The 21,772-nt window shown below is 71.9% G+C and carries 17 protein-coding genes; 10 read left to right on the forward strand and 7 right to left on the reverse strand.

Annotation, left to right across the window (positions count from 1 at the left end):
* Nucleotides 1-203: 203 nt before the first annotated feature.
* Nucleotides 204-2,363, forward strand: a complete 2,160-nt coding sequence (locus ACFZDK_RS12545) for a PQQ-binding-like beta-propeller repeat protein (RefSeq protein WP_390971986.1) — start codon at nucleotides 204-206, stop codon at nucleotides 2,361-2,363.
* Between the two features lie 32 nt (nucleotides 2,364-2,395).
* Here ACFZDK_RS12545 and ACFZDK_RS12550 read toward each other — a convergent pair whose 3' ends face one another.
* The gene (locus tag ACFZDK_RS12550; RefSeq protein ID WP_390971987.1) at nucleotides 2,396-3,058 is read right to left on the reverse strand and encodes a hypothetical protein; all 663 of its coding nucleotides are present in this window, start codon (nucleotides 3,056-3,058) and stop codon (nucleotides 2,396-2,398) included.
* A gap of 220 nt (nucleotides 3,059-3,278) precedes the next feature.
* On the opposite strand from ACFZDK_RS12550, the gene ACFZDK_RS12555 reads away from it, so the two are divergent.
* Together ACFZDK_RS12555 and ACFZDK_RS12560 are read left to right on the forward strand one after the other, a co-directional pair.
* Nucleotides 3,279-5,948: a SpoIIE family protein phosphatase gene (locus ACFZDK_RS12555; RefSeq protein WP_390971988.1), complete on the forward strand. Its 2,670-nt coding sequence runs from the start codon at nucleotides 3,279-3,281 to the stop codon at nucleotides 5,946-5,948.
* A gap of 179 nt (nucleotides 5,949-6,127) precedes the next feature.
* Nucleotides 6,128-6,490: a carboxymuconolactone decarboxylase gene (locus ACFZDK_RS12560; RefSeq protein ID WP_365679357.1), complete on the forward strand. Its 363-nt coding sequence runs from the start codon at nucleotides 6,128-6,130 to the stop codon at nucleotides 6,488-6,490.
* 67 nt (nucleotides 6,491-6,557) lie between these two features.
* Here the strand turns inward: ACFZDK_RS12560 and ACFZDK_RS12565 are convergent, their stop codons facing one another.
* On the reverse strand, nucleotides 6,558-7,616 hold the full coding sequence (locus tag ACFZDK_RS12565; protein WP_390971989.1) for a zinc-binding dehydrogenase: 1,059 nt from the start codon (nucleotides 7,614-7,616) through the stop codon (nucleotides 6,558-6,560).
* 211 nt (nucleotides 7,617-7,827) lie between these two features.
* Between ACFZDK_RS12565 and ACFZDK_RS12570 the strand changes: the two genes are divergently transcribed.
* The 5 genes from ACFZDK_RS12570 to ACFZDK_RS12590 all read left to right on the forward strand — a co-directional run bounded on the left by ACFZDK_RS12570 (nucleotide 7,828) and on the right by ACFZDK_RS12590 (nucleotide 13,735).
* Entirely contained in the window at nucleotides 7,828-8,568 is a 741-nt protein-coding gene (locus ACFZDK_RS12570) for a TIM barrel protein (RefSeq protein WP_390971990.1), read from the forward strand.
* 101 nt (nucleotides 8,569-8,669) lie between these two features.
* The gene (locus ACFZDK_RS12575) at nucleotides 8,670-10,301 is read left to right on the forward strand and encodes a hypothetical protein (protein WP_390971991.1); all 1,632 of its coding nucleotides are present in this window, start codon (nucleotides 8,670-8,672) and stop codon (nucleotides 10,299-10,301) included.
* Nucleotides 10,302-10,430: 129 nt separating this feature from the next.
* Complete coding sequence (locus ACFZDK_RS12580) at nucleotides 10,431-11,222, forward strand: DUF4239 domain-containing protein (RefSeq protein ID WP_390972511.1); 792 nt, start codon at nucleotides 10,431-10,433, stop codon at nucleotides 11,220-11,222.
* A gap of 33 nt (nucleotides 11,223-11,255) precedes the next feature.
* Nucleotides 11,256-11,804 (forward strand): gluconokinase, GntK/IdnK-type, encoded by a 549-nt coding sequence (locus tag ACFZDK_RS12585; RefSeq protein ID WP_390971992.1) that lies wholly within the window; start codon nucleotides 11,256-11,258, stop codon nucleotides 11,802-11,804.
* Between the two features lie 92 nt (nucleotides 11,805-11,896).
* Complete coding sequence (locus ACFZDK_RS12590; protein ID WP_390971993.1) at nucleotides 11,897-13,735, forward strand: glycoside hydrolase family 15 protein; 1,839 nt, start codon at nucleotides 11,897-11,899, stop codon at nucleotides 13,733-13,735.
* Between the two features lie 31 nt (nucleotides 13,736-13,766).
* Here the strand turns inward: ACFZDK_RS12590 and ACFZDK_RS12595 are convergent, their stop codons facing one another.
* The 5 genes from ACFZDK_RS12595 to ACFZDK_RS12615 form a co-directional block, all read right to left on the reverse strand.
* Nucleotides 13,767-14,801, reverse strand: coding sequence for a cytochrome d ubiquinol oxidase subunit II (locus tag ACFZDK_RS12595; protein ID WP_390971994.1), 1,035 nt, complete (start codon nucleotides 14,799-14,801; stop codon nucleotides 13,767-13,769).
* Nucleotides 14,798-16,192, reverse strand: coding sequence for a cytochrome ubiquinol oxidase subunit I (locus ACFZDK_RS12600; protein WP_390972512.1), 1,395 nt, complete (start codon nucleotides 16,190-16,192; stop codon nucleotides 14,798-14,800). Before ACFZDK_RS12600 ends, ACFZDK_RS12595 begins: the two co-directional genes overlap by 4 nt.
* An 84-nt stretch (nucleotides 16,193-16,276) precedes the next feature.
* Entirely contained in the window at nucleotides 16,277-17,071 is a 795-nt protein-coding gene (locus ACFZDK_RS12605) for a glucose 1-dehydrogenase (protein ID WP_390972513.1), read from the reverse strand.
* 211 nt (nucleotides 17,072-17,282) lie between these two features.
* On the reverse strand, nucleotides 17,283-18,863 hold the full coding sequence (locus ACFZDK_RS12610; RefSeq protein WP_390971995.1) for a GMC oxidoreductase: 1,581 nt from the start codon (nucleotides 18,861-18,863) through the stop codon (nucleotides 17,283-17,285).
* Nucleotides 18,864-18,951: 88 nt separating this feature from the next.
* Nucleotides 18,952-19,866 carry a cyclase family protein gene (locus ACFZDK_RS12615; protein WP_390971996.1) on the reverse strand — a complete coding sequence of 305 codons (915 nt, stop codon included), beginning with the start codon at nucleotides 19,864-19,866 and terminating at the stop codon, nucleotides 18,952-18,954.
* A gap of 263 nt (nucleotides 19,867-20,129) precedes the next feature.
* Between ACFZDK_RS12615 and ACFZDK_RS12620 the strand changes: the two genes are divergently transcribed.
* On the forward strand, nucleotides 20,130-20,369 hold the full coding sequence (locus ACFZDK_RS12620) for a 4Fe-4S domain-containing protein (protein ID WP_390971997.1): 240 nt from the start codon (nucleotides 20,130-20,132) through the stop codon (nucleotides 20,367-20,369).
* Nucleotides 20,366-21,760, forward strand: a complete 1,395-nt coding sequence (locus ACFZDK_RS12625) for an FAD-dependent oxidoreductase (RefSeq protein WP_390971998.1) — start codon at nucleotides 20,366-20,368, stop codon at nucleotides 21,758-21,760. Before ACFZDK_RS12620 ends, ACFZDK_RS12625 begins: the two co-directional genes overlap by 4 nt.
* The last annotated feature ends 12 nt before the right edge of the window (nucleotides 21,761-21,772 follow it).

Raw genomic sequence — 21,772 nt, forward strand, 5'->3', positions numbered from 1 at the left:
CGTTCCGCCCGCTATTCCTCCCGGGAGTTTCGGGACGCTGGAATGATCGAACCGGCTCTGACCTGCGGAAACGTGGCCTGCCTGGAACGCCGGACGGAACGGGACCACCGGCCGCGGTGCGGCGGGTACGGCTCCGCTTCCGGGGCGCCAGGGCCTACTGTGATCCCCGTGAGGCAGGCAGGCGTTGGGAAGGATGTTCGGCGATGACGCCCCTGAACACCGGGGATCCGGAGTCCATAGGCGGGTACACCCTTCTCGGCCGGCTCGGGGCGGGCGGCATGGGAGTCGTCTATCTGGGTGTCTCCGCCTCCGGACGGCAGGTCGCGGTCAAGCTCGTGCACGGGCCGTATGCCCAGGAGGAGGAGTTCCGGACGCGCTTCCGGCAGGAGATCGCGGCAGCGCGCAGAGTGAGCGGCGCCTTCACCGCGCCGGTCGTGGACGCCGACCCGGACGCCGAGCGGCCGTGGATGGCGACGCTCTACGTGCCGGGGCTCAACCTCGCCGAAGTCGTCGCGAAGGACGGCCCGTTGAGCCTGCGCCGGCTGCGCGCGCTGGGGCTGGGGCTCACCGAGGCGCTGCGCGACATCCACCGGGCCGGTCTGGTGCACCGGGACCTCAAACCGGGCAACGTCCTGATGACCGAGGACGGTCCGCGCGTCATCGACTTCGGCATATCGCGCGCCGCCGACAACCAGCGCCTCACCACGACCGGGCGGATGATCGGCACCCCGCCCTTCATGTCGCCGGAACAACTGGCCTCTCCCCGGGACGTCACCCCGGCCTCGGACGTGTTCTCGCTGGGCTCGCTGCTGGTGTTCGCGGCCGTCGGCACGGGGCCGTTCGACGCCGACAGCCCGTACATCACCGGCTATCAGGTGGTGTACGGGACCCCGGATCTCGGCGGGGTGCCCGCGGCGCTCCTGGACATCGTCGAGCGCTGTCTGGACAAGGAACCGGACGCCCGGCCGGAACTGGCGGACATCCACCGCCTGCTCCAGGAGCTGCCGGAGTCCGACGCCACCGCGTCCCCGAGGACCGGCCGGTCCGCGCAACCGCACGGCCGCCCCACGTCCCGCGGCACGGCCACCACCCCCGCGGACGCCACCACCACCGGCACCGGTGCCGGAAAACGGCGCCGAACCCGGATGCTGCTCACCGGCCTCGCCGCGGTGCTGGCCGTCTCGGGGCTGGGCGTCGGGGTGACGGCCCTCGTGGCCGCCCCGGACACCACGGCCGCCTCCGGGACCGCCACCGCCACGCCCACCGCCCGCGCCGCGTCACTGCCCGACGGCTGGCGGCCGTGGCAGAAGCAGCTGCGGTACGCCGTGAAGGGCATCCCCCTCGACTACAACACCTCCGGATGCGTGACGGAGGACGGCGGCCTCTTCTGCGGCGGTACGGGCTTCACGGCCGCCAGGATCGACCCGGCCTCCGGCCGCACCCTGTGGCGGGCCGGCACCCGCCCCGAGGGAGTGCGGCCGATCGGCGCGCGCGACGGGCTGGTCTACATCTACGAGGAACCGGACGACAGCAACCGGCGCGTGGTGGCCCTCGACGCCGCAACCGGGCACCGGCGGTGGCAGCGCGACGTCAACGCGTCCGACGACGCGGTCCTGTACGACGGCGGACTGCTGACCCTGTCTCCCGACCGCGCGGAGTTCGTGGCCTACGGGCCGACCGGCCGGGAACTGTGGCGGGCGCCCTCGCTGGACGAGTACTGCATCCCGTCGGCGCTGGGAGGCGTCCCCTACGCCCTGTGCTCCAAGGGCACCGAGGCCGGCCAGGCCCCCGTCGAGCTGATGAAGCTCGGACCCGGCAGTCTGAGCGAGATCGCCACCCTGCCCAGGAAGGCGCAGGCGCTCGGCGCCGTCGGCGGGCAGCCGCTGTTCCTCGCCCCGCAGACCGCGAAGGACGTGTACGAGGCCGGGTACGAACGGCCGTACAACGCACTGCTGCGGGTGGCCACGGAGACCGGGCAGGTCAGCCGGATACCGCTGGCACAGCCGCTGACCGGCGCGGCGACGCTGGTGGACGGCGTCGTCTACTTCGTGCGGTCCGACGGGTCGGTCACCGCGGTGTCGGCGGACAGCGGCAAGCGGCTGTGGCGGAAGGTGACGGACGTGGAGAGCCTGTCCGCGCCCGCGGTGTCGGCGACCTACCAGCGGGTCTACTTCTCCAACCGCTTCGGCCGGCTGCTGGCACTGGACAGCCGTACCGGGGCGGAGGTCTGGCGCACCCCCGCGCTGGCCGATCCCGGGGACAAGACGCAGGCCTATCCGCCGGGCGTGCTGCTCGTCAAGGACGCGATCGTGGCGACCGCCGGCGACACGGCCTTCTCCCGGAGCCCGGACGGGCCCGCCTGACGGGTGCGGGCGTCAGGCGGGCCCGACCGGTCTCACTGCAGGTGGAGGCGGGTGAGAGCGGTGGTCCAGTCGGTGACGATGGCCTGCTGTGCGGCGGCGAGAGAGACCCGGCCGGCGCAGACGGCGGTGTGCAGCTTGGTCTCCACCGGGTCCTTCTTGTTGTTGACCCCCTGGCTGCTCCTGTGGCCGGGGTCGGCGGGTTCGACCCACAGGTTCCGGTAGTCGTTGGGGTCGCCGCCGAGCTGGAGGCTTATGAGGTGGTCGTACTCGGCCTCCGAGGCGCTGCCCGTGTAGCCGTAGGAGACGGCGTTGAGCTTCTTCTCCTTGCCGGTGATGTACGCGGAGGGGCGCACGCCGGAGGTGTAGCCGCCCTTGCGGCATATCGTCGAGTTGAGGTTGGCCTGGGTGACGGCCGGGGAGATCGCGCCGGGCGTGCACTTCGGGTCCTCCAGCGGCTCCCCGTGCTCGTAGCGGTAGTGGCACGAGCCGGCCGCCGGCTGCTGCTGCACGGTGTAGTGCTTCTGCGGGCCGGCCCCGGTCGCGATCGCCCGCCCCGAGCCGCCGTTGCCCGGCACCGCCGCTGAGGGGCTGCCGCTCCCGGACGGCGTGGACGTGCCCAGCGAAGTGGACTTACACCCCGTCAGCAACAGACAGGCGAACACGATGGGCGGCACGAGACGGCGGGCAGAGCGCATAACGACCCCTCAGAGACAGGCGACGACTGAGCAGATACTCCCCTGCCCCGGTTCGGCCCTATCGTGCGGGGCACGGTGTGAAAGGCGCACACGTCGTACCGCGCGCACGCGCGGTGGTGGTGACTGAAAGCGCGCGAGTCACCACGTGGCGCGTTCGTCGAGGAAGGTGTGCTGTCCTGGGGGTGATGTCTCCTTACCCCTTTGGTGTTATATGAGCCGTATGCACCAACTGCTCCTGCGGATGTGGTCCCGGCGCGGGATACGCAGCGTTGCGGGCCAGATGTTCGTTCTGCAGGTCGCGGTCGTCCTGGTTCTCGTTGCGGCGGTAGTCCTCGCCCTGCTGCTGCAGTCGCGCGGTGACGCCGAGCGCGAGGCGCAGAACCGCTCGCTCGCCGTGGCGGCCTCCGTCGCGTCGTCCCCCACGGTGCGGCAGGCGCTGGCGGACGGTCGTCCGAGCGCCGCGCTCCAGCAGCAGGCCGAGGAGACCCGTAAACGCTCCCACGTGGACTTCGTCGTCGTGATGAGCCCCACGGGCATCCGCTACACCCACCCGAACCCGGACCAGATCGGGCAGCACTACATCGGCAGCATCGCGGCGGCCCGGCACGGCGGCATCGTCACCGAGACGACCGTCGGCACGCTGGGCCCCTCCGTCCGGACCGTGGTCCCCGTGACCGACGCGAAGGGGAAGGTCATCGGGCTGGTGTCCGCGGGGATCACCATCCACCAGGTGAGTGTGGCGGCCGGCCGGGAGGTGCCGCTCGTCCTGGCGGCCGCGGGACTGGTGCTCACGGCGGCCACCGGCGGAAGCGCCCTCATCGGCCGGCGGCTGAGCCGCCAGACGCACGGTCTCGGACCGGTGCAGATGACGCGCATGTACGAGCATCACGACGCCGTTCTGCACTCGGTGCGCGAAGGTGTCCTCATCGTCGATCCGCGGGGCCGCCTGCTCCTGGCCAACGACGAGGCGAGACGCCTGCTGGGGTTCGCGGCCGACCTGGAGGGCCGGCCCGTCACGGAGCTGGGACTCGACCCGGGGGCCGAACAGCTCCTCCTGTCGGGCCGGACGACCACCGACGAGGTGATCGAGGTCGGCGACCGGCTGCTGGCCATCAGCCAGCGCCCCATGGACCAGCCGCACGGCCCCGGAGGCTGGGTCGCCACGCTCCGCGACACGACCGAACTCAGTGCGCTGATGGGCCGCGTGGAAGTGGTCCAGGAACGGCTCAAGCTGCTGTACGACGCCGGAATACGCATCGGCACCACCCTCGACGTGACCCGCACCGCCGAGGAACTGGCGGAGTTCTCCGTGCCCGGGTTCGCCGACTACGCCACCGTCGACCTGGCCGACGCCGTGCTGCGCGGCGAGGAACCGAACCCGCCGCACGCCGCCGAACTGCGCCGGGTCGCCCTGCGCGGCATCCGGCCGGACGTCCCGCTCTGCCCGCCCGGTGCGCTCATCCACTTCGACCCCGCGACCCCGCAGGCGTCGGGTTTCGGTTCCGGGCAGATGGTGCTTGAGGCCGACCTGGCGGCGTTCACCGGCTGGCAGGCACAGGACCCGGACCGCGCGCGCCGGCTCGTGGCACACGGCGTCCACTCGATGATCACCGCTCCGCTTCGGGCCCGCGGGGCCGTCCTCGGCGTGGTGACCTTCTGGCGTTCGACGGAGCCGAGCCCCTTCACCCACGAGGACCTCTCCCTCGCGGAGGAGCTGGTCGCCCGCGCCGCGGCGAGCATCGACAACGCGCGCCGCTTCACGCGGGAGCACACCATGGCCGTCACGCTGCAGCGCAGCCTGCTGCCGCACGCCCTGCCGGAGCAGAACGCGGTCGACGTGGCGCACCGCTACCTGCCGGCCGAGGCCGGGCTCGGCGGGGTCGGCGGCGACTGGTTCGACGTCATCCCCCTGCCCGGGGCGCGGGTCGCGATCGTGGTCGGCGACGTCGTGGGACACGGGCTGCACGCCGCCGCCACCATGGGGCAGCTGCGCACCGCCGTCCACAACCTCTCCACGCTCGACCTGCCGCCCGACGAACTGCTCTGGCACCTGGACGAGCTGGTCACCCGCATCGACCAGGACCGGGACGGCGACCCGGAGACCCCGACGCTCACGGGTGCCACCTGCCTGTACGCGATCTACGACCCGGTCTCGGGCCGGTGCACGATGGCCAGCGCGGGCCATCTGGAACCCATCCTCGCGCACCCCGACGGCCGTGCCCGGCTGCCCGGAGTACCGGCCGGGCCGCCGCTGGGGCTGGGCGGGCTGCCGTACGAGAAGACCGAGGTGCTCCTGCCCGAAGGCGCCAGCATCGTCGTCTACACCGACGGTCTGGTCGAGGACCGGCATCACGACATCGACGAGCGCATCGAACGGCTGCGCCGGGCCGTCGAGCCGGCGGGGCGCACCCCGGACCAGATGTGCCGGGCGGCGATGGACGCCATGGTGCCCGGGCCGCCACGCGACGACGTGGCCCTGGTCGTGGCCCGGACCCGGATGCTCGACGACAAGCACACCGCGTCCTGGGAGGTGCCGTCCGACCCCGCGGCCGTGGCCGGAGTACGGGCCGCCGCCGCCGAGCAGCTGCGGGACTGGGGCCTGGAGGAGGAGGCGTTCACCCTGGAGCTGACCCTCAGCGAGCTGGTCACCAACGCCATCCGGCACGCCACCGGCCCCATCGGGGTACGCCTGATCCACGACCGCAGCCTGATCTGCGAGGTCTCCGACGGCAGCAGCGTCTCCCCGCACCTGCGCCGGGCCACCACCATGGAGGAGGGCGGCCGCGGCCTCTTCCTGGTGGCCCAGTTCGCCGACAGCTGGGGGACCCGCTACACCTCCACGGGCAAGGTCATCTGGACCGAACAGCGGCTCGGCCACGCGTCCCCGTAGGGTCGCCGCGTGGTGAGACACCCGGCGGCCGCTGGGCCCACTGCTCCCCCTCTCGCCGCGCGTCACCGCTTGACGATGCCTACGCTTGACTCATCACCGCCGGGCATGGAGGGGCCCCGCGTGAGGCGGGTGGCGGTCCGGCTCCCTGCGGCACCGGAAGACCGGAAGGCAGTCTCGTCATGGCTACTGCACCTGAGTTCGACACTCCCGTCCTCGACACGATCGCCGCGATGACGATCGACTCCGTCGAGCATTGCCACATGGACGAGCGGACGCTCATCCTCAGCCGGATCGCCGCGCTCGTGGCCATGGACGCACCCGCGATCTCCTACCTGGCCCACGTGAACCCCGCGATCAAGGCCCAGTTCACCGTCGAGCAGTTGCAGGACCTCCTTGTCGCCATCGCCCCCGTCGTGGGCACGGCACGCGTCATGTCCGCGGCCGGCCACATCGCCCAGGCCTTCGGCGTCGCCCTCGACCTCGCCACCAGCGAGGCCGAAGCCATCGCCCGCGCCGAGGCCGACAGCCGCACCGGCATCTGAGCCGCCGGGGCGGCCCGCCCGGCCGCGCTGTGTTGCCGGCCGGGCCGCCCCTACTCGCTTTCAGCGACTACGCGTTGTCCTCGCCCCGGCCGTCGTCGAAGACGAAGAGCGGTTTGGCGCCATGGGCGGGCTCCTCGGCGAACGCGACGGCCTCGGCGAAGCGTTCGAGGGGGAACGGGCGGCCCTCGGGGATGGTCAGCACGCCGTCGGCGACGAGGGTGCGCACCTCGGCCAGCGCGCTCAGCGCATCCGCGGGTGCGGCGGTGCCGAACCAGCGGTTCAGCCAGAAGCCACGGACCACTTTGGTCTCGTAGATGAGCGAGCGCGCCGACAGCGGAATCGTCAGCGCCGCCGGGTCGGTCTGCCGATGGGTGGAGAGCGCGCCGTAGACCACGACCTCTCCTCCCGGAGCCAGGGCCCGGGACACCTGGGCGCCGATCTCGCCCGCGACACAGTCGACGGCCTTGCGCACCCCGTCCAGTCCGGCGATCTCGCTCACCCGCCGCACCAGGTTCTCGTCCTCGGTGCAGACGACCTCGTCGCCGCCGAGCGCCTTGATCTCCTCGACGGCGGCCCGCCGCCGCACCACATTGATCGTGGGAATGCCCAGGTGCCTGGCCAGTTGGATGACGAGCCGGCCGACGGTGGAGCCCGCCGCCGTCTGCAACAGCCATTCTCCCGGCTGTACGCCGAGTTCCCGGGCCACCAGGAGCAGCGCGGTCAGCGGGTTGACGGCGAGCTGGCAGGCGCTGGAGTCGCTCAGCCGGTCCGGGACCGGCAGCAGCCGGTGCGCGTCGGCGACCAGGTACTCCTGCCAGGTGCCGGACACCCGCGGCCCCGGCACGGCCGGCACGGCGACGGCCACCACCCGCTCGCCGATCCGCAGGTTCCCGCTGTCCGGACCCAGGGCCTCGATACGGCCCACGCATTCCATGTGCCCGCCGACGGCCGGAAACTCGGGGGCGAAACCGTAGCGGCCACGCAGCACGTGCAGATCGCTGGCGTGAATCGGGGTCGCCCGCACACGGATCAACGCCTGACCGGCTTCCGGCGTGGGAACGGGCCGGGATTCCAGCCGCAGGACATCGTTCGGCTCACCGACCTCGCCGGCTACGAGCGCGCGCATGGATCGCGGCATGAGTGACCTTCCGTCTCCCCCGCACCCCTCCCAGCGTGCGCTCCTTCGCGAGCACTGTCCTGTCGTGGGCGGCCGGATCCCGCCGCGGCGAACCTATTGACACGCCATTTGCCGGGCGGCATGGTTCTCGGTCCAGAGACGTTTTTAAAGCGCTCTGAATTCCCGTCGCCAGAATGTCCCGCTGCTCGAACTGCCCGGCGTGGTGGCCGAACTGGGCTATGGGTGGATCGAGTTGTCGCCACGTGAGGACTTCATCCCCTTCTTCCGCCATCCGCGCGTCGACGACGCGACCGTCGCGAAGTTCCGCAAGGCGCTGGATGCCGCGGGCGTGGGTATCTCGTCGATCCTCCCGCTGTTCCGCTGGTCCGGGCCGGACGAGGATGCCCGGCAGGCCGCCGTGCGGTACTGGAAGCGGTCGATCCAGATCGCGGCGGATCTCGGAGTCACCAGCATGATCTCCGAGTTCAACGGGCGGCCGGAGGAGGCCGACCGCAGCGAGGCCCAGTTCTGGAGGTCGATGGACGAACTGCTGCCGCTGTTCGAACGGGAGGGCATCAAGCTGGCCCTGGAACCGCACCCCGACGACTTCGTCGAGAAGGGCTACGACGCGGTCAGCCTCATCCGGGGCATCAACCACCCCGGCGTCGGCTTCCTCTACTGCGCGGGGGACCTCCTCACCCACGTCCACCTGGCCGACGCCTTCGACCACACCGCGTCCTCCGGCAACCGCTACATCCTCAACCCGCCCGGCACCGCCGCCCGCATCCACCAGCACCTGGACATGGGGGAGGGTGAGGTCGACTTCGACGAGCTCTTCCGCGCCCTGCGGGCGAACGGCTTCGACGGCACCCTCACCGCCTGCGTCTTCGCCTGGGAGGAGAAGGCCGAGGAGTCCTCCCGGTTCATGCGGGAGAAGATCGGCGAGTACCTGGCCGTCTGACCGGGGCTGACGCCGGGGCCCGCCTTGGGAGCGCGCGGAGCCCGTGCGATGATCGTGCACCTGTTCGCCCCGCGTGCCTCACCGATTCCCCTGGAGCCCTCGTGCGCCGGCCTCTCATCGCACCGCTCACGCTCTTCGCCGGCCTGGTGAGCATCGCGACCGTCACCCCGGCGCTCGCCGACACCACGGACACCGTGCTGCCCGTCGTGTCGGCGGTCGGCGGCGACCCGGACGACGCCGGCTACCTGGAGTTCCACGCCGCGTCCGACACCGCGATCGACGCGTCCTCGGTCACCGCGCGGCTCACCCTGCGCGTCTCCGGGGACCGGCCGGTGACGGCCGTCACCGGGTTCACCCTCGTCTCCGGCACCGCGGAGGACGGCACCTGGCGCAGCTCCGACCGGGTGGCCCTGGGCACCCACGGCGTGTACGACACGACCGTCGACCTCGCGGACGCCGACGGCGACCACCCCGCCTTCCTCGGCCAGGGCGTCGTCCGCTACGAGGACCTGCCCGTCTTCAGCGACACCGCCCTGGACCGGACCACGGTGGACTTCGAGCACCCGACGGTCACCGCCACGGGCAAGGTGTCGACGTTCGACCCGGCCACCGGGGCCACCACCCCCGGCTGGACCGGGAGCGAGGTCTTCCTCACCGGGACCCGGTCCTCGGGATCGGGAACCTGGGAGGTCGGCGCCGCCGTCCAGGCCGACGGCAGCTACCAGGTCACCGCCCCCGTCCGTAACTCCGTGTACGTGTACGCGGTGCAGCAGGACGACCAGACCGTCGGCACGGACCCGGTGACGGTGGCCAGGACGATCAGCCCGACCCGGGTCGTCTTCGACAAGGCCGCAGGCACCGCCGCGTACGGCGCCTCCTACGCGGTCGCCGGCACCGCGCAGTACCTGAGCCCCACGACGAACACCTGGACACCGCTGACGGCGGGGGACCCGGACACCGAGGTGCTGCTGTCGGGCCCGAACGGCTCCCACGCCTACGAACTCACCGACGGCGGCCGGTTCGGCGAGACGCTTGCCACGGTCACCGGGGACACCGCCTGGACGGCGACCGTCGGCGGCTTCGGCTTCCTCCAGCAGGGCAGCGCACAGGCAAGCCTGCACGCCCTCTCGCGCTCCGTCCTCTCCTGGAGCGACCACACCTTCACCGGCGCCGGGGCCGTCCGGGTCAAGGGCCGCCTCAGCGCCTCGGCGGGATCGCAGCCCACCGGGAGCGTCAGGCTCCAGCAGTCGTCCGACGGCCGCACCGGCTGGACGACGGTCGCGACGGTGACCCCCGACGCCACGGGCGCCTTCGACACCTGGCACACCCTGCGCAAGCCCACCGGCTACCTGCGCCTGTACTACCCGGGGAGCGCGGACGCCACCCCGGCCACCAACGGCGTCCTGCACCTGACCCGGGCGGTCACCCGCGTCACCGGCTTCAACGCCTCGCCCGAGCCGGTGCGCAAGGGCCGCACCCTCACCGTGACCGGGATCCTGCAGCGCCAGAAGGGCACCACCTGGACCGGCGTCTCCGGGCAGAAGGTCAGCATCCGGTTCCGTGCCGCCGGAGCCACGGCCGTCACCCGCATGGCGACCGTGACCACCGGCAAGGACGGCAGGTTCACCCTCACCTTCACCGCCAAGAAGGACGGCACCTGGAGCGCCGCGTACACCGCGACCGGCGCGTACCTCGACTCGACCTCCGCCGGCGACTACGTCGACGTCCGCTGACCGCACGCGCCGCCGGGCCGCCGTCACCATCGGGCTCTCACCCGATGGTGTGAACGGCTTTCCACCGCACCGCAGTTGCCCGGGAAACGGAGATTTCGGCGGGGTGTGTCCGGCCTGGACTCCGCGCACATGTCGCTCTGGCTGCTCAACCACTTCAGCACCTTCACGCTGGCCGTCCTCACCGTCGGCGGGACCGTCGTCCTGGCCGTCGGCGGCAGTGTGCTGATGCGCCGCAGGTACCCGTCGCCGGCCCGGGGCGAGCACAACGACTTGGTCGGGGTGACGCTCGGGATGTTCGGCGCGATCTACGGCATCATCCTCGCCTTCGTGATCGTCACCCTGTGGACGCAGCTGGAGGACACCCAGACCATCGTCTCCTCCGAGGCCACCGACACGGCGCTCATCGCCCGGGACGCCGCCGCGTTCCCGGCGGCGGTGCGGGCCCGGCTCGACTCCACTCTCAGCGGCTACGTCCACGCCGTCGTCGAGGACCAGTGGCCCCGGATGCGCGCGGGCCACCCCAGCTACGGGGCCACGGAGTCCCACCTCCAGGATGCCTTCCACGTGCTCCAGACGTACGACCCGAGGACCGAGCGGGAGCAGGTCTTCTACGAGCAGGCCGTCGGCCATCTCGACGACGTCGCCTCCCAGCGCCGCGCCCGCATCACCATGGCGCGCCAGGAACTTCCCGTGCTGCTCCAGGTGCTGGCCATCGGCGGCGCCCTCGTGCTCGTCCCGCTCACGTTCCTCTACGGCATGCGCAAACTGCGGGTCCAGATGCTGTTCGTCGCCTCGGTCGCCGGGCTCGTCGGCTTCAGCCTGCTCCTGGTCTTCGTCCTGGACCGCCCCTTCGCCGGCGACCTCAGCGTCAGCCCGGCCCCGTACCGGGAAGGGGCCCTCGCCCAGTTCTGGCCGCGGTGAGCCCCGAGCGGGGTGCCGGGTGATAGTGGAGACATGCAATCCGCCGCCGGCCCGCGCGTGGTGATCGTGATGGGGGTGTCCGGGTCCGGCAAGTCCACCGTGGGAGCCGGGCTCGCGCGGCTGCTCGGGGTGCCGTTCCTGGAGGGGGACAGCCTCCACTCCGCGGCGAACCGCGCCAAGATGGCGTCCGGGCACCCGCTGGACGACGCCGACCGGCGGCCCTGGCTGGAGGCGGTCACGGAGTGGATCCGGACCACCGCGTCGAGTGGTTCCGGAGGCGTCGCCGCCTGTTCCGCGCTCAAGCGCGCCTACCGCGACCGGTTCCGGAGCACCGGCGCGGACGTGTGGTTCCTGTACCTGGCCCTCGACCACGACGTGGCCGAGCGGCGGCTGGCCCGGCGCACGGGCCACTTCATGCCGCCGGCGCTGCTCGACTCCCAGTACGCGACCCTGGACCCGCTTCACACCGACGAACCGGGCGTCACCCTCGACGTCAACGACTCGGAGAGCCCGGCGGAGGTGCTGGCGGACGCGGTGCGGGCGGTACGGGCCATGCCGGGCGGCACCGCGCCGGACCGGTGACCGGGCCTCGCCCGACGAGCCGGAGCAGAGGCCGCGGCATACCCTGATCGAGGGGGTCATTCGGGTGAATCGCACACCGGAAGGGGCGCCCCGTGGACGACTACCCGCTGATCGAGAACCACGGACTGGTCGGCGACCTGCAGACCGCGGCACTGGTGACCACCGAGGGGGCGGTCGACTGGTTCTGCTCCCCGCGGTTCGACTCGCCGAGTGTGTTCGGGGCGCTGCTGGACAAGGAGAACGGCGGCCACTGCACGGTCCGCCCGGCCCACCCGACGCATTCGACCAAGCAGTTGTACCTGCCCGACACGGCGATCCTGGTCACCCGGTTCATGACCGAGGCGGGCGCCGGCGAGGTGATCGACTTCATGCCGGTGACCGGTACGACGGTCACCCGCCGGCACCGGCTGGTCCGCCTGGTCCGCTGTGTCCGCGGCACCATGACCTTCGACGTGGAGGTCGCCCCGCGGTTCGACTACGGGCTGATGAAACACGAGGTGCACATCACCCCGCACGGCGCGGTCTTCGCCGCGGAGGACGGCACGGAACTCACCGTGCACCCCATCCGGGAGCCGGACGACGAGCGCCTCTCGGACCTCCTGACACACCGGGACGCCGACCTGCAGGTCACGCTGACCCTGGAGGCCGGCCAGCAGCGCGGACTGATCCTGGAGATGGGGGCCGAGGGCCCGCCCCGGGAGATCCGCCGAGAAGAACACGAACGGCTCTTCAACGAGACGGTCGGGTTCTGGCGCTCCTGGCTGACGCAGTCGACGTACACCGGGCGCTGGCGCGAGGTGGTGGAGCGGTCCGCGATCACGCTGAAGCTGATGACCTTCGCCCCCAGCGGCGCCCTGGTGGCCGCCCCGACGGCGGCCCTCCCGGAGCAGCTGGGCGGCGAACGCAACTGGGACTACCGCTTCACCTGGATCCGGGACGCCTCCTTCTCCGTGTACGCCCTGCTGGGACTGGGCTTCACCGAGGAGGCCCGGGCGTTCATCATCTGGCTGGGCGACCGGGTCAAGGAGCGGGCCGGCCGGCACGGGAACACGGGCCCGCTGAACATCATGTACAAGGTCGACGGCTCCTCCGACCTGGACGAGCAGATCCTCGACCACTGGGAGGGCTACGCGGGTTCCGCCCCCGTCCGGATCGGCAACGGCGCCGCCACCCAGCTCCAGCTGGACATCTACGGCGAGGCGCTGGACAGCATCTACTTCGCGCACCAGCACGGCTTCTCCGTCGGGCACGGGGGCTGGACCTCGCTGCGGACGGACCTGGAGTGGCTGGCCGACCACTGGGACCAGGCGGAGGAGGGCATCTGGGAGACCCGCGGCGGCCGCCAGGACTTCACCTACGGCCGGGTGATGTCGTGGGTGGCGTTCGACCGCGCGCTGCGGCTCGCCGAGGCGAACGGGCGGCCGTCCGCGGCCGAGCGCTGGAAGGCCGAACGGGACGCCGTCTACGAGCAGGTCATGGACAAGGGCTGGAGTCAGCGGCGGCAGGCCTTCGTCCAGCACTACGGCAGCGAGGTCCTGGACTCCTCGCTGCTGCGGATGGCGACGGTCGGCTTCATCACCCCCGGTGATCCGATGTGGTCGGCGACCCTGGACGCCATGGAGGAGGAACTGGTCAGCGACAGCCTGGTCTACCGGTACAACCCCGATGCCTCGCCCGACGGCCTGCGCGGCTCGGAGGGCACGTTCTCGCTGTGCACGTTCATGTACGTCGACGCGTTGGCTCGCGCCGGCCGGACGGACCGGGCTCGGCTGACCTTCGAGAAGATGATGGGGTACGCCAACCATCTGGGCCTGTACTCCGAGGAGATCGACCCGACGGGGCGTCAACTCGGCAACTTCCCGCAGGCGTTCACGCACCTTGCGCTCGTCGACTCGGCGATCACCTTGAACGACGCCCTCGACAAGCGCTGAGCAGTTGGGTCGTCGACACAGCCCCGCGCCCCTATCGGGGCGCTTCAGGGCGCCGCAGGTCGGCGTCGGTGAGGCCCTCCAGTTCGCCGTGGGTGTCCAGCCAGTAGAGGAAGACGACCGCGGGGACGACGAGGACGAGGGCGACGAGGGTGACGAGTCCCAGCCAGCGCAGGGTGGTGTGGGCGCCCGCGCCGTCGGCGACGGTCAGGGAGGTGGGGACGAGGTAGGGGCGCTGGGCCATGCCCCAGGCGATGACGGCCGAGGCGACCACGCCGACCGCGGTGACCCGGGACCAGGCTCCGGAGGGCCGGGTCAGCAGCCAGGCGGTGGCCGCGGTGGCCAGTACCGCGATGACGACGAAGACGAGGCCGACGCCGTGGGTGAGGCCGTGCCAGACGTGGGGCGCGTCGCCGTGGGTGACGAAGAGGGTGATGACGGCGAGCACGGCTACGGCGGCGAGGGCGGCGAGGGCCCGCCGCCGGAAGTAGCGGTCGAGGTCCGGCGCGTCGAAGCGGCGGGCGTCCGCGGCGAGGAAGACGGCGCCGAGGGTGGCGGTGGCCGCGACGGCGAGCAGGCCGAACAGCAGGGAGGTGGGGTTGGCCCAGACGTCCGTGGACGCCGTCGTCGTGGCGGTGACCCGGCCCGAGGCCACCCCGCCGGCCGCGGCGCCGAGGAAGAACGGCGTCAGCAGCGAGGAGACGGCGAAGACCGCCCCGTACAGGCGCCGTCCGGCCAGCCGCCGGGCGGGCTTGCGCAGGGCGAAGCCGGCGCCGCGCAGCACGATGCCGACGGCGGCCAGCGCCAGGGGCAGCCACATCGTGGTGAACACCTGCTGGAAGAAGACCGGGAAACCCGTCCACATGATCACCAGCACGAAGATCAGCCAGACGTTGTTGACCTCCCAGACCGGCTCCATCGCGTGGTCGATCAGCCACCGCGGACGCTTGCCGCGCTCGGCGCCGCCCGCGGTCAGGTCCCAGAAGCCGGCGCCGTAGTCGGTGCCCCCGCCGCAGGCGTAGGCGGCGATCGCGAGCAGCAGGACGACGGCGATGACCCCGGCGATCACAGCCGGCTCCCGGCGGAGCGCGGACCGTACGGGGTGTCCGTCTCGGGGGTGTCGGGCTCCGGTGTCTCCTTCGGCGGCCGGGGTCCGCCCGGCCCGCCCTGCTCGTCGGCGAGCCGCCAGCGAGTGCGCATCTTCAGCAGCACCGCGAGGAACGACCCGAAGACGAACACGTATACGACGACGACCAGCGCGAACATGGTCCACAGGCCGGCGGAGCGGGTCGCCGTCACCGCCTCGGCTACCCGCATGTTCTGGTACACGATCCAGGGCTGGCGGCCCACCTCGGTGGTGATCCAGCCGCACTCGACGGCGACGACGGAGGCCGCGCCCGCGCAGGCCGCGCCCCGGAAGAACCACGGGGAGGCGGGCAGTCGGCGGCGCCACAGCCACAGCACGGCGTACCAGAGGGCGAGCAGGAGCAGCAGGGAGCCGATGCCGACCATGGTGTCGAAGGCGAAGTGGGCGATGGTGGCCTGGGCGGCCGTCGGCCGGTCGTCGGCGGGGACCGAGGTGAGCCCGGTGACCTTGGTGTCCGGGCGGAAGCCGGCCAGGACGGAGTCGAGCTGCGGGATCCTGATGCCGCCGGAGACGGTGCCGTCCGGGTGGATCCGGCCGTACAGGTACTCCGGCTGGTGGGTGGCGGTCTTCCAGACGATCTCCATGGCGGCGAACTTCACCGGCTGCTTGTGGAAGACCTGCCGGGCGATGGAGTCGCCGAGCATGAACTGCACGGGCGTGCAGACGGCGGCGATCGTGAAGGGGATCGTGAAACCGAGCCGGTGGTAGCGGTCCCGGCGGCCGCGCAGCCACCCGACGGCGTAGACACCGGCGACGACATAGCCCGCCGTCACGAACATCGCGAAGACGAAGTGCCAGTACTCCGGGCCGAACATGGGGGTGAAGACCGCCTTCCAGATCTTCACGTCGACCGGGTTGCCGGCGGAGTCGAGGGTGAAGCCGCGCGGGGTGTTCATCCACGAGTTGGCGGCGAGGATGCCGAAGGCGCCGAGCAGCGCCACCAGCGGCAGGGGAAGCCCCAGCAGGAAGTGGGTGCGGGAGGGGAGCCGGCGCCAGCCGTAGAGGTAGATGGCGATGAGGACGGCCTCCAGGAAGAACGCCCACGCCTCGACACCGAAGCCGATGCCGAAGACGTCGCCCCAGCGGCCCATCATGCCCGGCCACAGCAGCCCGAACTCGAAGGACAGCACCGTGCCGGTGACCACGCCGATCGCGAACTGCACCGCCATGACGGCCGACCACCGCCGGGCCAGCAGCAGGGCGGTGGCGTCGCCGCGGCGCAGGCCGTAGCCGTGCATGACGAGCGTGATCAGCGGCAGCGCCACTCCCAGGGGCACCAGGATGATGTGGGAGGCCAGGGTGAAGGCCATCATCGACCGGGCCGGCAGCGTCTGTGGTGGTACGTCGGCGACGGCGCCGGTGAGGGAGTTGGTGAGGAACAGGACCGGGTGCACGGGTCAGCCGCCGGTGGCGAAGCCCGGGAAGAGGGTCATCCCGCCGTCGACGTAGAGGGTGGCGCCGACGACGTAGTCCATGAGGTCGGAGGCGAGGCCGACGGCCGCGTAGCCGATGTCCTCGGGGTCGCCGACCCGGTCGTAGGGGATCAGCTTCAGCAGGTCCTGCTCGGCCTGGGGGGTGTCCCAGGCGCTGCGGTTGATGGGGGTCCTGATGGCGCCGGGGGCGATCGCGTTGACGCGGATCTTCTTCGGGGCGAGTTCCTGGGCCAGCGTCTCCATCATCATCTGCACACCGCCCTTGGAGGAGGCGTAGTTGACGTGCCCGGCCCAGGGGATGATCTGGTGCACCGAGCTCATGCAGATGATCTTCCCGGCCGCGCGGGACACCTCGGGCACGACACCGCGGCGCAGGAACTCCTTGGTCGCCTCCCGGGCGCACAGGAACTGCCCGGTGAGGTTGACGTCCAGGACCTTCTGCCACTGGGCGAGGGTCATGTCGGTGAACCGGGCGTCCCGCTGGAGTCCGGCGTTGGCGACCAGGATGTCGATGGTGCCGAACTCCTCGACCATCCGCTCCGTCATGGCGATGACCTGCTGCTCGTCGGAGACGTCCGCCTCGTAGGCGGCCGCCCGGACGCCGAGGGCGGTGATCTCCTCGACCACCTTCTCGGCCTCCTCGCCGCCGGCCACGTAGTTGACCACGACATCGGCCCCGGCCCGGCCCAGGGCGATGGCCGTCGCCTTGCCGATCCCGGAGTTCGCGCCGGTGACCAGGGCCTTCTGGCCCTTCAGCAGATGCGCCGGGATCACGCCCCGGGAAATCCCCTCGGTGGAACTCACGCTGTCCCGCTCCTCCACTGCCGTGCCCGCCTCCGCCGGGTCCGACGCCCGGAGGTCCGGTCGTCAGACAAACACCGGTGCGGGGTGTCGGCACGCCGTGGCGGACCGCGTTGCGCTGCCCGGCGCAGGATCTTCGCCCGGTCGGGGTCCGGGCGGTGACGGCGGCTCAGCCGAGCCGCTCCAGCAGGTGGTCGCCGACCCGGAGGGCGTTCGCGATGGCCGTCAGGGACGGGTTCACCGCGCCGATGCTCGGGAAGAAGCTGGTGTCGACGACGTAGAGGTTGTCGAGGTCGTGCGCCTTGCAGTGCACGTCCAGGGCCGAGGCCGCCGGGTCGGTGCCGAACCGCACCGTGCCGGCCTGGTGCGCGGTGGCGCCGATCGGCATGCCCTTGTGCAGGTAGATGCTGTGGGACAGCAGATGGTGCTCGCGCATGCCCAGATGGCCGAGCAGGTGCTGCAGTTTGTGCCGCAGGCGGTTCAGCCCCTCGATGTTGTTGCCCTCGTCGAGGGTGAGGCGGATCTGCCCGTCGTCCTCCAGGGTCACCCGGTTGTCCGGCTGCGGCAGGTCCTCCCCGCACAGCCAGAAGTCGACGGCGTGATGGGCCAGCACCTCGAACGGCATGTCCGGCAGGACCGCCCCGGCCCAGCGCGGGGCCTCGCCGTGGATCTGCTCGGCGTCCGACTTGCCCAGCATCTGGATGCCGCCCAGCGGGTACTCCCAGTCGTCCGCGCCCAGGTACCAGTCGTGCAGGGCGAGGGTCTTCTGGAACCGGGTGTCGTTGGGTTCCTCCGATACGGCCATCAGCGCCAGGTTGTTGTGGCGCATGTAGTGCCGGCCGACCACGTCGGAACTGTTCGCGAGGCCGTGCGGGTGCCGGTCGTTCGCGGACGCCAGCAGCAGCGCCGCCGAGTTGACGGCCCCGCAGGCCACGACCACGACGTCGGCCGAGAACCGGGCCTCCCGCTCGCCGGGGAGTTCGGCGACGACCGAGGTGACAGTGCGTCCGGTGGGGTCGGTCTCCAGCCGGGTCACCCGGGCGTTGGTGACCAGTTCCACGTTCGGGTGCTCCAGCGCCGGTTCCACGCAGATCACCTGGGCGTCGGACTTGGCGCGCAGCAGGCAGGGGAAGCCGTCCACGCGGTCGCAGCGGATGCAGACGCTGGAGTGGGTGGCCCGGCCGTCCTCGTCCTGGGTGAGGTTGACGCCGATCGGCAGGTGGAAGGGGTGCAGGCCCTGCTTCTCCAGGTCCATGCTCAACCGCTCGATGCGCGGCTCGTGTTCGACCGGTGGGTACGCGTACTGGGCGCTGCACGGCCCTTCCCAGGGGTCCTCGCCGTGCCGGCCGTGCACCAGGTAGAGGTGCTCGGCCTGGGTGTAGTACGGCTCCAGGTCGTCGTAACCGATCGGCCAGGCCGGGGAGATGCCGTCGTGGTGGCGGAGTTCGCCGAAGTCCTCGGGGCGCAGCCGGAACAGGGCCGCGCCGTAGAACTTGGTGTTCCCGCCGACGTAGTAGTTCACCTCGGGCGGGAACTCCTTGCCGTGCCGGTCCAGCCAGAACTCCGGGGCCCGGTACTTGGCCTTGACGAACACGGCGGTGGAGTCCCAGTTGTCGCGTTCGCGGGGCAGGTAGTCGCCGCGTTCGAGGATCAGTACGCGTTTCCCGGACGGTGCGAGGCGGTGGGCGAGCGTGCCGCCGCCGGCACCGGTGCCGATGACGATGACGTCGTACGGGGGCAGGGCGTCCATGGCAACCACCGTCCTTGTTGCGTCCCTCCTTCGAACGTACGCGTCGTACGGGGGTGCGGCACGCGGAGCGGACGCCGCCTGCGTGCCGTCACATGACGGCGATCGGGTTCACCGGGGAGCCGGTCGCCGCCGGCAGGCGCAGTGGGGCGACGACGCACAGGAAGTGCCAGCGCCCCTGCTGCTCGCAGACCGCCGCCAACTCCTCGAAGTCCAGCCAGTCCAGCAGGTGCAGCCCCAGGGCGTTGACGGCCAGCACGTGCACGGGGAACCCGATCCCGGCGACCGCGCTGGGGGCCGCGTCGCTGTTGCCGTCCGAGCCCAGGACCGACACGCCCCGCTCGGCCGGGAAGTCCATCGCCGTCGGATGCAGGCCCGCCCGGGCCGATGTCACGTCCCAGGGGCCGAGGGTGCGGCGCCGCAGGCGGTGCCCCAGCCGCACGAACAGCAGGTCGCCCGGTCCGACCGTGATCCCCTGGGCGGCCTCGGCCGCGGCCAGGTCCTCGGCGGTCACCTGGTCGCCGGGCTCCAGCCACCGCACCCCGCGCAGCCGCGGGACGTCCAGCAGGACACCGCGGCCGACGATGCCGTCCCGCACCAGGCCGAGCGTGAGCGCCCCGGCACCGTCCGGTGTCACGGTGCTCGCCGGGACACCGCCGTACAGCTCGCCGTCGAAGATCACATGGCACAGCGCGTCGAGGTGGCTGTCGACGTCACCGTGCACGTTCATGGCGAACCGGTCGCGGGCGAACACCAGCCCGGGCGCGGCGCTCTCGCCGGGCGCGGGAGCCGTCATCCGGTGGGTCGCGGGCTCCGGGCAGTCCGTCGCGGGCCGGGTCTCGACGGTCGCGGCCAGCGACACGGTGCGCCCGTACCGGACCCCGGCGGCGGCCGCCACGACCCGCTCCGGCGTCAGCCGGTCCAACGCCCCACGCGGCGCCCGGCCGCGCAGCCGTCGGTACAGCTCGCGGAAGGCGGTTTCCGTGAGGGGCTGGTCCGAGGTCATGGGGAACCTCCTGCCGCAGTTGGCCCACCCCTGTCGGCTCATGGTCTCCCGGGGTGCGGGCGGTGTGCGCGCGGAATAGGCTCAACTGCAGGAATGCCAGGATCTGTGGGCGGTTCCGCACCGCCGCCGATCGCCTCGGGCCGGCCAGGAGCCGGCCCGGGACGTGATGCCCCATTCTCTCTGCGGAGACCCGCGGCGTGCCCCCTTCTCCCGGTGGGCGCCGGCTTCGAGGTCCGCAGTTTGCGATCCCTGTGGAGGCCGGGATGCGAGTCGTCGTTGATCTTTCCCGATGTGAAGGGTACGCACAGTGCGCGTTCCTCGCTCCGGACGCGTTCCGGATGCATGGCGAGGAAGCGCTGATGTACGACCCGAACCCCGACGACGCCCAGCGCGACCGGGTGCTGCGGGCCGCGGCGGCCTGCCCGGTCCAGGCGATCCTGGTCGACCGGCTGGAGGGGCGGCCACAGGGGCGGGACGTACCGGTGGAGGCGTCGAGGTCATGACCAGCGCCGACAACCTGCGAGCGTTCAAGCGCGACGGCCGGATCGTCATCGTCGGGGCGTCACTGGCGGGGCTGCGGGCCGCGGAAGCGCTGCGCGACGAGGGCTTCACCGGGTCGCTGACGATGATCGGCGACGAACTAGGCGAGCCCTACGACCGTCCCCCCTTGTCCAAGCAGGTGCTGACGGGCTGGGTGCCCGCCGACGGCACCCTGCTGCCGCGGCGCCGTGAGATCGACGCGGAGTGGCTGCTGGGCGTGCCCGCCAGCGGCCTGGACCTGGCCACCAACCACGTGCGGCTCGCCGACGGCCGCGAGATCCCCTTCGACCGGCTGCTGATCTGCACCGGCGTACGGGCCAGGCCCTGGTTCGTGGAGAGCGAGGCGGCGCTGGACGGCGTGTTCGTCGTCCGCACCCGCGAGCACGCCGAGGGCCTGCAGCGGGCCCTCGCCGCCGGACCCTCCCGGGTGCTGGTCATCGGCGCGGGGTTCACCGGCTCCGAGATCGCCTCCATCTGCCGCGAGCGGGACATCCCGGTGACCGTCGCCGAACTCGCGCCGGCCCCGCTGGTCGGGGCGCTCGGCGCCATGATCGGCGACGTGGCCTCGGACCTGCAGCGCGCCCACGGGGTCGACCTGCGCTGCCGGGTCAAGGTCACCCGGCTGGAGGGCGACGGCCAAGGGCGGCTGCGCCGGGCCCACTTCGACGACGGCAGCACCCTCGACACCGACGTGGCCGTGGTCGCGCTCGGCGGCATCCGCAACACCGAGTGGCTGCGGGGCTCGGGCCTCGCGGCGGGCGTCTGGGGCATCGCCTGCGACACGGGCTGCCGCGCCATGGACCTCAACGGCACCATCACCGACGACATCTTCGTCGCCGGGGACGTGGCACGCTGCCCCAACCCGGTCTACGAGTACCGGCTCATCTCGCTGGAGCACTGGGCCAACGCCGTGGAGCAGGCCGAGGTCGCGGCCCACAACATGGTCCACGGCCAGGCGGACCGCTGGCCCCACCTGTCCGTCCCGCTGTTCTGGTCGATCCAGTTCGGCGTCAACATCAAGTCCGTGGGTGTGCCGACCTTCGCCGACGAGGTGGTCGTCACCCAGGGCTCGGTGCCCGACCACCGCTTCGTCGCCGCGTACGGCTACCGGGGCCGGGTCACCGCGGCGGTGAGCTTCAACAACGCCAAGTGGCTGGACCACTACCGGCGTCTCATCGAGACGGCCGCGCCGTTCCCGCCGCCCTGCCCCGCACCCGACCAGCCCCTCGACATGAAACCGGTCCCCGTCGACTTCCCCGGCCCCACCCTGCTCGCGCAGGGCGCCACGGTGGTCGTCACCGGACACGACCCGAGCGAGCGACGCGTCACGGCCGCGTACCAGCACCACCGGTAGGAGGGAGCGCGA

Source organism: Streptomyces sp. NPDC007901, assembly GCF_042959465.1.
GTDB lineage: Bacteria > Actinomycetota > Actinomycetes > Streptomycetales > Streptomycetaceae > Streptomyces.